Consider the following 14,148-nt stretch of genomic DNA (forward strand, 5'->3'; position numbering starts at 1 on the left):
AGTTTTCATTCATCCTTCACTAATTGTTAGTACCGTAATAGTATGACCTAAAGGCCTCTTACGAATCGGATATTTAGGTGCTGTTATCCCCCACTTAGACTTGTTGCAGTACAGATTATCCAACTCCTGAAGGGGGAGTCTTACAGCACCTTATATACGGGCTAAATAAGGAAGCAGCAATTTATTATTTTTAATATTACTGTTCCAAACCTATTACGAAAGACGAGTTAGATCTTTTTCTTTTTCAAAAAAACCAGACAGCACATTTATAATGGGAGCAATTACACAAAAGATAGCGAATGGAGCATACTCTAATGTGGGAACGCCTAATGTTCCAGTGATAAATACACCACTTACCCCCCATGGAATCAGTGAATTGACTACTGCTCCAGCATCTGCTAGAATTGCGGAAAGTTTTTTCGGGTTAATATTTATTGCCTCAACTTGTGATTTAAAAGCTTTACCAGGCAAAATAATGGATAAATATTGTTCTCCCAGCACAATATTTATACCAACCGCACTTAATCCAGCCATAAGAATTAATTTCCCTTTGGTACTGACAAGACTTTGAATCTTTGATATTAACGTTTCAATAATTTTTAATTCTACTAACAATCCTCCTAATGACAAAGCAAGAATAATAAGAGATACAGACCACATCATACTTTGCATTCCACCACGAGTAAGCAAAATGTCTACTGTTTCTGTTCCTGTATTAGAAACAAACCCATCTTGCATGAGGTTAGATATCTGAGAAAAACTAGTGTGTGGATAATATATATAATGAATAACAATAGTAACAATAATACTTAGTAAAAGCGTTGGAATAGCAGGAACTTTTTTCCAGGCACATAAGAACAAGATAAGGGCTGGTATTAGTGACACAATAGAAATATTAAAATTGGAATGTAGTGTATCTACTAATTCATTAATGTTGTTTCCAGTTGCTCCCACTTTTGTTTGTCCAATTATGATAAAAAAGATAAGTGAAATAACAAAAGAAGGAACAATTTTTCGCAACATATTTCTAATATGCTCGAATAAATCCACTTCTGCTATAGCAGAAGCCAAATTGGCAGTATCCGATAAAGGAGATATATTATTCCCTACGTAAGCACCTGATACAATAGCACCTGCAGTCATAGCTAGATTAAATTCCATCATTTGCCCCATGCCTAAGAAGGCAATGCCAATCGTTGAGATGGTTGTAAACGAACTTCCCACTAGGATACCAACCAGTGCACAAATAACAAATACAGAAGGTAAGAAAAATTTCGCAGATAAAATTCCTAACCCGTATACCATAATAGTTGGAATAGTTCCTGCTGAAATCCAAACACTTATTAAGACACCAATAAGCATAAAGATAATGATAGGTATTAAACCAGGGATAATCCCATTTTGAATTCCCTTATGAATAGCATCCCAAGAAGCACCTTTCATCTTAGCAAAAAATATAACAATTCCTACTGCAAATAAAATCGGAATTTGCGGTTGCAAATCCAAACCAATAATACTAATTCCTATAATTATCATTAATATTACTAAAAGAAAGATACTTTCTTTTAACGTTACATCTCTTTTCATTATGATAAACTCCTTATGACCATTGAATTATCTGACATTTTTTTTAGTTGGCTGATAGCATTATGCCAATATACTTTCTTTTATATTTAGGAACATCAGCACGTTGGTTGATTAAAGTAAAAAACAGATGAACACCCAATCAAGGAGTGCTTTTCCCAATTGTTAGCATCGCAAAAAGAGACCTAAAAAACTTAGGTGACGTTACTCCTACTTAGAATTTTTGAATGAAAATAATTCAACAACAGATGCCATGTTCAAAGAACATGGCCTAACGCTAGTAAATGATTTGTTTTACATCACATTTCTAAAATAATTTATAAGTTATTTTAAAATAGAACAAAGGCGCGGGGCGCCCGTTTAGCAACGTAGCGAATGGACGAATCTACTAAAGATAAAGGAATCATGCCACTAAAAACAGGGGTATGCCGACGCCTGAGCGAAAGCCCGTTTTTAGTCGGCCTTCCTCTTTGTGACGAACCGATGAGGCCTTATCGTAGGGCGCATTTCTAAAGTCGCATCGTTGCTGGGCTAATGCGCCGGACGTGGCTATTCGGTTATTTCATTATCCACGGGCACCCTAGTGCAACGCCTTCCGCAATCGACAAACAACCGAAAAATTTAGGTGCTTTTATCTCCCGCTTAGATTTACTTGTATCACTCTATGCTCTTAATGTGGGGTTCTATAGTACTTTACATGCAGAATAAACGGTCTGACTAGCTGGATAATCGTATTTTGAAATAATATATAACGCTAATAGCAAGACTTCTACCCCATTTAAGATAGATGCGATTTATTATATGCTCCATGCCAAACCGGTCCAATGAATCTATTAAAAGCAAACCCAGCCTTAATTCCCTCGGTAGTAAATACTTTTGCTTTTGCTACGGAATCTTTCACAGAAAGTCCTTTCGCCAATCCAGCTGTGATAGCAGCTGCAAATGTGCAACCAGCACCGTGATTATAATTCGTATGGATCTTCTCAGCTTCAAAAAAAGTAAACTCAGACCCATCATAAAGTAAATCAATTGCTTTATTTCCCTCTAGTCTGTTTCCACCTTTAATGACAACATATTGAACACCAAGATTAACAATCTTCTTCGCCGCTTCTTTCATATCAACCACTGTACGTAAGATTTGCATATCAGATAGTTGAGCAGCTTCAAACAAATTAGGTGTTACAATGGTTGCTTTCGGTAAAAGATGATCACAGATAGCAAATACATTTTCTGGATGCAACGGCTCATCTTCTCCTTTGCAAACCATAACTGGATCAACAACGACATTCTTCATTTTATATTGATCAATGACTTTACTCACAAGCCTGATAATATTGATAGAACCCAGCATTCCCGTTTTCATTGCACTTAGTGGATCACCAGAGAAGATAGTTGTCAATTGTTCTCGAACCACCTCAGCATCAACAGGGTACATATGGTGTTGCCAATTATTTTGAGGATCCATTGTGACAATATTAGTGATAGCTGTACAACCAAAAGTGCCATATTCTTCAAATGTTTTAATATCTGCTTGCAGACCTGCACCACCACTTGAATCCGAACCTGCAATCGTTAGTACTTTTTTTACTGCCATTTTTCCACTTCCTAAACAGTTCTTTTTTGAAAAGGATTCATTTTGTACACCTTTTAAAATAGAAAAAATAATTTACGGTAAAAAAACTACAAATTATTGTTATTTTTTTCACAATAACACATATATTTATATCCATATTTTTATCAGCTATTAAAGCTTTATATAATGGTTGTCAAGGAACATAAGTGATACTCCTAGTTGCTAATACTTTTACAATCCCTTACTGATAATATCTTGTTTAGCTAAGGGAGTCTAGTACTTCTGATTCACTTATAATGTATATATTTCCAATTTCCTAAACTATTATTCAACTTACAGCAGAACCGTTTCCAGTTTACATGGAGTTAAGGTATGATTTAAAAGCACTTTCAAATCATACCCTTTTCCTTCCATTTACACACAATTACTTACTAGTTAAACAATAAAGTAATCTTTTGTGGATTTTCATTAGTTTACAACAGCATAAACTTTTTCAAGTTTTTCTTGAATAGCTTGTTCGATCTTGCTGGCATATTCTTCAAAGACACCTTTGTCATAAGCATATGGTGATAAAGCACATGCACGAAGTATCGTAACTTTACCTTCACGATCCCATTCTTCTTTGCTAAATCCTAAGCTTTGAACATATGGCAATGGACTATTTCCATAGTCAGGAATTGCAAAATCGGTATGTGAAGTAATAAACTCATTATTGTATAGTCCGCCTTTAACGTAAGAGGCTTGTTCATAAAAATCATGGTTAAGTTTATTCATTTTTTCTAAGTCAGTGTTTCCTTCTTCATTGAATACATAATCAACCATATTGAAATCAGGTTTTGTTAGCGGATAGACGTTAATCGTTTTATCACCGACTTTAAATTGTTTTCCTTGCAAGAAATGATAGAAGCGATAGGCACCCTCAATGCTTGCACCAATTAATTTACCATAGCCTGTTACATTTAATGGTAATACTTTATGTGCTGTCCATACTGCCGCTGCAGTAGCACCCGCTTTAGATCCTTCAAGCATATAAGCACCGAGTAAAGCTGGAATATCGGCACCTTTTTCAAATACATATGTGGCAAAATAAGAAATGACGTCACGCATTCTAGTATCTTTAACAACAATACCACCAGCAGAATAAGGAATATAACCCATTTTATGAGGGTCAATGGTAATTGTTTCCGCTTCGCTCATCGCTTTGAAAGAATGATAAATATCTTCGGTAAGCCATTCGTTTTTCTCTGTGAAAACGTTAAATTTCTCATGTACTTCTGACATTTTAGCGTAATCAATAAAGTTATTATTTTCATCCAAGAATATCGCACGAGCATAGCCACCATAAGCAGCATCTACATGTATATAGTAGTAGATTCCTTCTTCAGCTAATTTATCTCGCAATTCTACCATTTTATCAATACGATCAACTTGTCCTTCTTCTGTTGTTCCGATTACTCCAACCACACCAAGAACTGGAATTTCTTGAGCAGCCAATTCGCGAATTTTTGCTTCTAGTTTAGAGATATCCATCCGATAATGATCATCCACATCAATAGCTTCTACACAATCAAGACCCACACCGATAATATCAGCAGCTTTTAACCAAGAATAGTGTTTGGTTTGAGGAATTAACCATTTACCTAGTTTTTGAAGGTGTTTTCCACTGCGAGCAGAATGCTCTTTCACTTCGTCTATTTTTTCAGGAATTTGGTCTAGAATGTCTAGAATTTCTTCTGTAGACATGTTCAATAATTCCCATTCCGTTTTGCCTGCTACAAATTCAGGGGCTACCTCTTTAATAGCTAAAGGGAGAGATTTCATGTTTCGTGCATACCAAAGACCTTCAAGGTTGGCAATAGAACCATCAGCACAAATATGCCCCCAGCTTTCACCTTTTTTGTACCCCATAAGAGCAGCAAACTCATGTCCAACTTCTTCTTCCATTTGTGAAGTACCTGGTGAAGATTCATATGCTACGTTATTACCATTCCATAACATTGCAGTTGTATAAGCAATGATAGATGGCATTAACGTTTCTGAGTTCATATGCCCCCAAAAACGACCAGCCGTATGCCACGGAAGTGAGTTTGTACGAAGTTTAGAAGATAAAACATTAAGTACACTACGTACATGATCAGCAGTTTCTAGAAAGCTTTTTGAACTTTTATCTTGTGGAGTAATTACCGGTAAATCTTGTGGCTGATAGTTTTGACGCCACCCCACATGTTCGTCGATCATCTTTAATAATAATTCTTTAAATAAATCTACATTTTCACCTTTACTTCCTAAAAATAAAGCTTTTAAATTGTGATCTCGCAATTCATTTTTCATTTTTCTAATCCTCCAATTAATATCACTAAATTAATTATTTTTCTCTCTAGCTGCATTTTTTATGGATAGTTGATGCTTCTTTCTTCCATTCTGGTTTTTTACATTTGTGAATAATAAGAGCTATTCCGATCATTACGACTGTAGCCACGACTTGATAGATAATATAACCTGTGTACTGACTAGGATCTAAAATAGATGGTGGTATAAGACTGACAGTAAGTGTAATTGCTACACTAATTAAAGAAAGAATGGAAACAAACCACATTAATCCATTACCTTTATTTCCTAATCTAAATGGTCGCTTAACCTCTGGCATTTTATACCGCAAGCGAATTGCTGAAATAGCAATTAATGCATATACGATACAATATAAAATAGTTGTTGTAATCGTAATAATTAAAAAGGCACTATTTACATCTGGAACAACTACATACAAGAAAGATACTAAAGAAATTACAATTGCTTGAATTAAAACAAAAGTTATCGGAATGTCTCTTTCAGTTCTTTTTTGAAAGAATTTAGGTAAGTTACCTTCATCAGCAATTTTTATCATCGCTTTACTTGGACCTAGCACCCATGCACTCAACTGTACTAGCACCCCAATTAAAATCATTAAGGAAATGATATTAACGAAGATAGACGGAATACCCAAGTTTTCAGAAAAAATCATGTACGGTTGTGTAATATTAGCCAATTCTAATTCTCCAACTGGCACTGCATTAGATACAGTTAATCCTGCAACAATATTAAAGATTACCAACAAAATAACAGATGAGATAACAGCAATCGGATAATTACGTTTAGGATTTTCTATATTATTTGCATGCACAGATGAGATTTCTACCCCTGCAAAAATAAAGATAATTCCTGATAAGTAAGTTAAGCTGCCTAAGTCTTTAAAATTCGGAATTAGGTCGCTTGGTTTAAAATCTCCTAAATAACTATTTGGTTGAATGCCATTCTTAATCATATAGATGACACCTAGCACGACTAGGATAACGAATGGAATATAAACCCCAATGATGGCTCCCCAATTACCAGCTACTTTAACCATATCAAATTTGAGATTTAGGATAGTCACACCCCAGTAGGAAACTAAAATAACTGCAAAAATAAAGTAATTATTTGAAGAAAGCTCAGGTGTATTGATAACGTACCCAAATAGCACACCTACTGTGGAAGCAACCATTACCATACCAAAAAACATTTGAACCCATAATAACCATGAGGTAACAAATCCCCACTTCTCACCTAATGCATTCTTCACCCAAACTGTTGGTCCACCTTCTTCAGACCATCCTGTAGACAGTTCAGCCGACATTAATGCGATAGGCAAAGCAAATAGGACTGCCGCAATTAACATGTAAAATATTTGTGTCCATCCGGTAATGGAAAGTGTTGGTACACTACGTACCGTTCCAAAGAACGCCATCGTAATGCCGATTAGTCCAAAAAGGGTTAGACTTTTTGTTTTAGCCATAAATTTTCCTTCTTTCCTTTTTCAACTTTTACATGAACCAATAATCTAATTTTCAACTAACTGTACACCTAGGAAGTTCATTTAAAAATTAGATATCTTGTTCATAGATTGCGAAAAACATATATATTCATCGCTATCTATGACTAACAACTACAAATAGCAAATGTTTTATGTTTCACATAAGAATTAAAACTCGAATCAAAATGAATTAAACAACTACTCTTTACTGCTAACTGTTATATTGCATAATAAACAAACGAGACATATTGCTATTTAGTGAAATCACTCACAAGTTAACTTGCAATCATTAGTCTACGCCCATTTTTTTGTTTTGTCAATACTTTAAATAACATTGATATATAGCCTTTAATTAACATTTTATGAAATCTTGTTATTTAACGGAGTAACGCATTGTTTAGTTTATTAATAAATCCATTAAACCTTTAATGCTTTTTTTGATAAAAGCATTAAAGGTTTATCTTGATTTTTTGCTGAATTTTACAACAATGAACAAAGGCGCAGGGCGCCCGTTTAGCAACGTAGCGAATGGAACGAATCAACTAAAAATTTAGGAATCATGCCACTAAAAACAGGGGTATGCCGACGCCTGAGCGAAAGCCCGTTTTTAGTCGGCCTTCCTCTTTGTGACGCACCGATGAGGCCTTATCGTACGTAGTGCGCATTTCTAAAGTCGCATCGTTGCTGGCGCTTGCGCCGGACGTGGCTATTCGGTTATTTCGTTATCCCCAAGCACCTCATTTTATACTTTGTATGAAAAAAAGCTACTTACCATTATATAAGTTATTCATTTTAGGTAGTATTTCAAGAATCTAAACATTATAAAGCAACATTTTTCATCATAGAGGTGGCTTGTGTTCTAGGCGAGCCATGGTGGTTTCTTATCTTATAAGAAAGGAAAACTATTAGTGGTTCTTGCGCATAAGGAGGAGGATTTTCATGAAGTGTCACACACCCAAGCATTTAACATCTTCTAAACCAACAAACAGGTACCGTTATCCCCCAATTAGACCTCTTTGTATCTCCTTGATCTTTCAAAACAAGGTTATTACGGTATCAAGATTCAGGATAAAAGAATGGAATATAATAAAGTGAACCCTCAATCAGTAGGGTACGATCCTTTACTGATTGAGGGTTCACTTATAACTTATATAATGCTTGTTTAATTTCCGATTTACCTGCAACGATTTGAAATTCTTTCCCAATCGTAGTATTGTCTTCTAAGCAACCATAAATAACACCAGCTACGTCTTCGCGTGGGATTTCTCCTCGTTCGATTTTCGTTGCCGCATCTACTTGACCTGTTCCTGGTTGGTTCGTTAATAATCCTGGATGAACGATCGTGTAGTCTAAATCTGTGCTTCTCAGCCACTGATCTGCATAATGTTTTGCGACTACGTAGGGAGCAAAAGAAGCGGAAGCTGCCTGGATTGCTCCCCTGCTTGTGTCAAAAGAGCTCACCATAACAAAACGTTTCACACCAGCGGCTTTCGTTGCTTCAATCGTTTTTACCGCACCATCTAAGTCCACCATTAACGTCTTGTCTTTGCCTGTGTTCGGACCTGAACCTGCTGTAAACACAACAGCATCAACACCTTCAGCCGCATTTGTAATCTCTTCTATCTCATCTTCCAAATCAACGACAACCGTCTCTGCACCTAAATCTTTAAAATATTGTGCTTGCTCTTGTTTACGAATCATCGCTCTCGCCATATGCTCTCCGCTATCTTGAATTTGTTTCACGAGATGTTTTCCAATTTGTCCATTTGCTCCTACAACAAGAATTTTCAATACAATCATCCTTTCATTCTTATTGTTCGTGCTTAATTCCATCGTAAATACATTTTGTATGTATGTCCACCAATCTGATTAGAAGTGTAATCCGTTGAAATCAGAAAAAGATTGCAATTAATATTGCTAGAATAGTATAGTTAGATTGAGTTAATGACGGCTCCAAATAATCCAAATACCAGTAAAATCAACAATGCAAGAAAATGAGGGATATGATGAAGAAAGGCATTCTATTTTTGGTTATTGTTTCATTCATTGTATTGCTATTTAGCACTAATCTAGTGAAAGAAGCAGAACCTGAGCTTAGTGAAGATGAACGTTTAAGTAAAGTGATAGACTATGCTTGGGATAATTATGATATTTTCGCTTCGAGTGTAGAGTGCGAGAACTCAGAAGTTTTCTTTGATATTGATGATCAGATTGATCAACATGAATTTATAGCTACAATGGAAAACAAGCTGGAGGAGTATGATCTCCCAGATAGATATTTCATTAGCATTAAGCGAAGTAATGCGGAAGAATTAGAGTTGCAACAAACTAAAGAGAAAATGGAGTCTCATGTCTTTAACTATATACAAGAAAATGATTATAAAGGTGTTGAATTTGAAATCAACTACGAGGGGAAAAAGCCTCTCTTCACATTCTATGTAGCGGATGATGCCAATATATCGAAAGAAGATTTAGAAAAAGAGATACACGGATTATTTCAATTCAAAGCGACAGAATAGATTAAAACTTGGAAAAGGTAGTCAATTGCTGATATGCTCCCTCCCAGGTAGACAGATTAAAAAATAAAATCTGTTGTACGTGAGGCAGAAGCTTTTCTGTTTCCAATACGTTTTATTCTAGTCAATTAAAATATGAAGTTTTAATGTCTAAAAAAGAAGATTATTCAATTGTAGAGTTATGCTCAACGTATGGTATCAAGAACAATTTAAACGGTCTCATCCCTATAGAATAGAACTAAAGCCGGTTAAATCATTTTTATTATTTCCCCTGTCTATTTGATAGGGGCCAGTTCAAATTGCTTTTGCCTTACCATTTTTTAAAATAGAAAGATTAGCCATAGTAATACCCACTATTTCAGACAGCTCCGTCACGCTCATTTTCTAATCTCATGATTAGTGCATTTTTAAAAAGTGACTGAAGAACAGCACTAAACAACATAATAACTATGGAAGAAAAGAGAATGACCAGCCCCATAATAGCTATACTAGGATGTAAAGCATTTTGCGTTAAAAGAAAAATCATTCCAATAACATACAATATACTAATCATACTTGCACAGTACTTGATGCGAACTAATGTATATACTGCTAAATCAGAAAAGGCCATACGGTTATCAATAAAATGTAACAGCTTCATCGCCTGATACAACGCATAAAAAAATGGAACCGCGGTCAAATATAGACCTAATAATACTGGATATCTTAAATAAGCAAACTCTGGAAACATTTCTGCTGAGCTCTTTGCCAATGACGGCAACGCAAATATACATAAGCCTAATACGACAATCCCTATTGCAAAGATAGCTGCCTTTAGAGCCGTTACCGCTCCCCGTTTCATAACAGCACCTCACTTTTCATCATTAACCATATTATATCTAGCTTATTGATTATCAATAAATATTTACCCCTTTGTAATATGCATTTTTTCGCAGTATATATAATCAACTATTTAGTGAGGAAAATGATGTTAACACAAGCCCTTCCTTAAACAAATTATAATAAAGTGAATCTTCAATCAGTAGGGGTTTTCATTCATCGTAATGATTGTTAGAGGAACGAATCGGGTATTTAGGTGCTGCTATCTCCCACTTATACTCATTGCTGTACAAATTATCCAACTACTGTGGGAGTCTTACAGCACCTTATATACGGGATAAAATTAATTGTAAGTGTATACATTTCCAAATGATCTTCCGTTGTATTTGTAGGGGTCAAGAAATGAAAAAAGAAAAGTATTAACCTTCTGTCTTTTCAGCTTAGAAGAAGTAGTATTTCATTTATTACTGGTTAAAGGAACGAGCGGTTACCATTAAATCTACACATTTGCGCATTTATTAATTATTTAAAAAAGTACAAAAGCCTAATTCCCATTTTAGAAGGAGGTTAGGCTTTTGATTTCCTGCAACACAGCCAATTGTAGTATACCTTTCTAATACTTTATTCATAGTAATTCTTGTTTAGGGTCGAGGCACACATTAGTTTAACGACCCGCTTGGTATTGGATTACTTCTCGTGCTCGTCGCTCCATCAACACGAATCAATTACTATACTCAAAGTTATCGAGCAATACACGTACTTCGTCTGTTGATTCTGTGCTCATCAATTGATTTCTTAGTTCACTCGCTCCTCGAAAATCACGGACATATATCTTAAAAAAACGACGAAGGGGTCTGAATGGACGTGGCTCTAATTTTGAATACTTATCATGAAGGTCTAAATGCAACCGTAAGAGATCAAGTAATTCCTTACTACTATGAGCTTTCGGCTCCTTTTCAAAGGCAAATGGATTTTTAAAAATACCACGCCCAATCATAATCCCATCCACTCCGTATTGATGAGCAAGTTTCATACCAGTTTGCCGGTCCGGAATATCCCCATTAATCGTCAAAAGCGTATCTGGTGCTACCTGGTCACGAAGAGTCTTAATTTCTGGGATTAGTTCCCAATGGGCATCTACTTTACTCATTTCCTTTTTTGTACGCAAATGAATGGAAAGATTCACGATATCTTGTTCCAATAGGTGAGTCAACCAGTCACGCCATTCATCTACATGAGTGTAACCAAGCCTTGTCTTCACACTTACAGGCAATCCACCAGCTTTTGCAGCTTGTATTAGATCTGCTGCAACTTCTGGGCGTCGGATAAGCCCACATCCCTTTCCATTTGCTGCAACATTATGGACAGGACAGCCCATATTGATATCCAGCCCCTTAAACCCTTGTTTCGCCATACCAATACTCATTTGTCGAAAGTATTCTGGTTTATCTCCCCATATATGAGCTACAATTGGTTGTTCATCTTCGGTAAAAGTCAAACGTCCACGTACACTAAAGTTCCCCTCTGGGTGACAATAGCTCTCTGAGTTTGTAAACTCTGTAAAAAACACATCTGGTCTTCCTGCTTCACTAACTACATGGCGAAAAACAACATCCGTCACATCTTCCATTGGCGCCAGCACAAAAAACGGCTTTGGTAAATCACGCCAAAAATTATTTATCATATATAAACTCAAATCCTTTCATCATGGGACAACGAATCAAAATCTTTTTCTAAAATATAAAAAACATCCCTACTTCTTTTACACTTATATCATTCTTCATCGCCTTTATCAAACCATCGTAAACCTTGATTATTATACACTTTAATAAGAACAAACAAAAGTGAAAAGAAGATCGATTATCAGAAATGATTTGGTACTGAAGGACAATGTCTAAATACACTTCATATTGTTAACCATCCCCAATTTTTTTGCTAATAGATGGCGGGGACTTTTGTATGCATGCCTCTGTGTTGCCACATACCTTCATAATTCTGCAACATTCACATAAGTTTCCCTTCGATTTTATCTGTTTTAATGAAACCGTTAAACGCTCTTTGAAATAAGCTCTGTATAATATTTAGGATCACCTGTTGAATAGTAAGTGTACCAAGATTCAATGACCTCATGAGGAAAAAACATTCAAATATTGAATAATCTCTCTCGCCCAATCCAAACCTCCTGCTGAACTTGCGGTTATCAAGTTGCTATCTGTAAAAGCCAATGTATTAACATATAAACCTTTCCCATTATATATTTTTGAAAATAATGTCAAATATTCTAAAGAATTGCTCGTGTGCTTGAATGAATCTAAAACTTTCAAATCAGCTAAAGCTAGTGTCGCACCGCAGATAGCGCCTATAAGAATTCCATTTTCTAATTAGGATATCGCCGTTTGTAAGATACGATTATTTTTCTCATTGTTCCAAGTATCTGCACCTGGCAATAGCAATGCAACCATGTTGTTTTCATCCATTTCATCTATTACACAGTCAGGGGTGACCGTAAATCCTCCCATGGTTTGTACTGGGTTCAAACTCGTGCTTACCGTTTTAAGGATAAACTCTCTGTTTCTCTTTAACATGTTTTCCATGCTAATAGCTTGCATCATATAACTGACTTCCCATTCAGCCATAGATTCCAAAATATAAAGATAGATAATTTTTTTCATTTGCTTCCTCTGATTAAATAAGTTATACAAGCTCTGTAGCTTCCCGCTTTCCAAATGTGTGATTCAACTCGCCCTAACTTAATACCATTATATGACAAGAACAGTGACACCTATATGTCACTGTTCTGATAACTACTTATTATATTTTTACATGCTCCTTCATCCTTTGTTGATAGGATAAAGGCGAAAGGACTTTTATTTTTTCCCCAAACCCTAGGATAATTGAAAACATCATAAAATCATTCTCTTTTATAACTACTCTCTTAATTTTCGATGTTCCCAGTACATCGATTACATCACCTTCGAAATATTCATTTACTAACGTTTCAACTTCTTTCAAATATTCAATAGTTACATATACACTATCTTCCTCACGTTTTTGTTCATAATCTTTGAGCAACTTTGCGACATCATAATTATTTACAAAATATTTTTCACTAATTTCTAGATTCTTCATTCTTGCTATTTTAAACATCCGATAATCATCTTTCATTAAATCATAACCAAAAGATAGAGTACATGTATCATATTACTGTGTACGATTCGAGTCTTACTGTTAAGATTGATATATTGAAATGATACTATTTTATTATCCAAAAATCGCTTTCCTTAGCTTAGAAGTGACGGAATTGACCTCTGTATTTTCATTTACTATCGAAAAATCAATTTTAAAAACATGTCTATTACTTTTATCATCACCATAAAGATGTTTTACTTTTTCATATGTTTCATTCACTTTTTGCTCGCCGTAAACACTTTTTAAACTTTGCAATGCTAGTAGAATGTAGTCGTAGTTAGCTTGGTCAACTATTTTATCATTCAACTTATAATCTTGGTGAATAGAATAACCACCTTTAATACCTACTTCAGAATAAATTGGAATGCCAGCTAACGTTAACGTGTCTATGTCACGAATGATTGTCCTACGTGAGACATTAAATTGTGCAGCCAACTTAGCTGCACTAACATTTTCTCTGTTCAGTAAATAAAACAATATTCCTAATAACCGTTCTATCTTCATCCGCTCACCTCAGGGTCAATGTATTTCCATATTATAGTGTTTATTAAAACATAGCAACGATATTTAGTAAGGGAAACGGTATCTCCTTGTATCCTATATTACGAGTGGTTGTTTAGACAGAACAGCTTTCTTAT

Annotated in this window: 11 protein-coding genes and 1 pseudogene; 1 reads left to right on the forward strand and 11 read right to left on the reverse strand. The window is 35.3% G+C overall.

All coding sequences use genetic code 11. The features are described from left to right. Nucleotides 1–213 precede the first annotated feature (213 nt). From nhaC to KBP50_RS17285, 5 genes are all read right to left on the reverse strand, one after another. Nucleotides 214–1,587: a Na+/H+ antiporter NhaC gene (gene nhaC, locus KBP50_RS17265; RefSeq protein WP_050351664.1), complete on the reverse strand. Its 1,374-nt coding sequence runs from the start codon at nt 1,585–1,587 to the stop codon at nt 214–216. A 775-nt stretch (nt 1,588–2,362) separates the two neighbouring features. Continuing rightward, complete coding sequence (pdxK, locus tag KBP50_RS17270; RefSeq protein ID WP_050351665.1) at nt 2,363–3,178, reverse strand: pyridoxine/pyridoxal/pyridoxamine kinase; 816 nt, start codon at nt 3,176–3,178, stop codon at nt 2,363–2,365. 447 nt (nt 3,179–3,625) lie between these two features. Next, nucleotides 3,626–5,488 carry a tyrosine decarboxylase gene (gene tdc / locus KBP50_RS17275; protein WP_050351666.1) on the reverse strand — a complete coding sequence of 621 codons (1,863 nt, stop codon included), beginning with the start codon at nt 5,486–5,488 and terminating at the stop codon, nt 3,626–3,628. 46 nt (nt 5,489–5,534) lie between these two features. Next, nucleotides 5,535–6,968, reverse strand: coding sequence for a tyrosine-tyramine antiporter (gene tyrP / locus KBP50_RS17280; RefSeq protein WP_050351667.1), 1,434 nt, complete (start codon nt 6,966–6,968; stop codon nt 5,535–5,537). Nucleotides 6,969–8,126: 1,158 nt separating this feature from the next. After that, nucleotides 8,127–8,819, reverse strand: a complete 693-nt coding sequence (locus tag KBP50_RS17285; RefSeq protein WP_232231332.1) for an SDR family oxidoreductase — start codon at nt 8,817–8,819, stop codon at nt 8,127–8,129. Between the two features lie 173 nt (nt 8,820–8,992). Between KBP50_RS17285 and KBP50_RS17290 the strand changes: the two genes are divergently transcribed. Beyond that, nucleotides 8,993–9,505, forward strand: a complete 513-nt coding sequence (locus tag KBP50_RS17290) for a YolC/YozM family protein (protein WP_050351668.1) — start codon at nt 8,993–8,995, stop codon at nt 9,503–9,505. Nucleotides 9,506–9,796: 291 nt separating this feature from the next. On the opposite strand, the gene KBP50_RS22680 is transcribed toward KBP50_RS17290, so the two are convergent. From KBP50_RS22680 to KBP50_RS17320, 6 genes and pseudogenes are all read right to left on the reverse strand, one after another. Further along, nucleotides 9,797–9,883: a helix-turn-helix domain-containing protein gene (locus tag KBP50_RS22680; protein WP_303046264.1), complete on the reverse strand. Its 87-nt coding sequence runs from the start codon at nt 9,881–9,883 to the stop codon at nt 9,797–9,799. Then, entirely contained in the window at nt 9,861–10,343 is a 483-nt protein-coding gene (locus KBP50_RS17295; protein WP_050351669.1) for a DUF2975 domain-containing protein, read from the reverse strand. Before KBP50_RS17295 ends, KBP50_RS22680 begins: the two co-directional genes overlap by 23 nt. 699 nt (nt 10,344–11,042) lie before the next feature. Continuing rightward, on the reverse strand, nt 11,043–12,005 hold the full coding sequence (locus KBP50_RS17300) for a tRNA dihydrouridine synthase (RefSeq protein ID WP_050351670.1): 963 nt from the start codon (nt 12,003–12,005) through the stop codon (nt 11,043–11,045). A 442-nt stretch (nt 12,006–12,447) separates the two neighbouring features. Continuing rightward, nucleotides 12,448–12,993: pseudogene (locus tag KBP50_RS22215) on the reverse strand (DJ-1/PfpI family protein). Nucleotides 12,994–13,132: 139 nt separating this feature from the next. After that, nucleotides 13,133–13,486: a WYL domain-containing protein gene (locus tag KBP50_RS17315; RefSeq protein WP_198035022.1), complete on the reverse strand. Its 354-nt coding sequence runs from the start codon at nt 13,484–13,486 to the stop codon at nt 13,133–13,135. 96 nt (nt 13,487–13,582) lie between these two features. Further along, the gene (locus KBP50_RS17320; protein WP_198035023.1) at nt 13,583–14,014 is read right to left on the reverse strand and encodes a helix-turn-helix transcriptional regulator; all 432 of its coding nucleotides are present in this window, start codon (nt 14,012–14,014) and stop codon (nt 13,583–13,585) included. Nucleotides 14,015–14,148: the final 134 nt, after the last annotated feature.

The sequence above is a fragment of the Virgibacillus pantothenticus genome (assembly GCF_018075365.1).
GTDB classification, from domain to species: Bacteria; Bacillota; Bacilli; order Bacillales; family Amphibacillaceae; genus Virgibacillus; species Virgibacillus pantothenticus.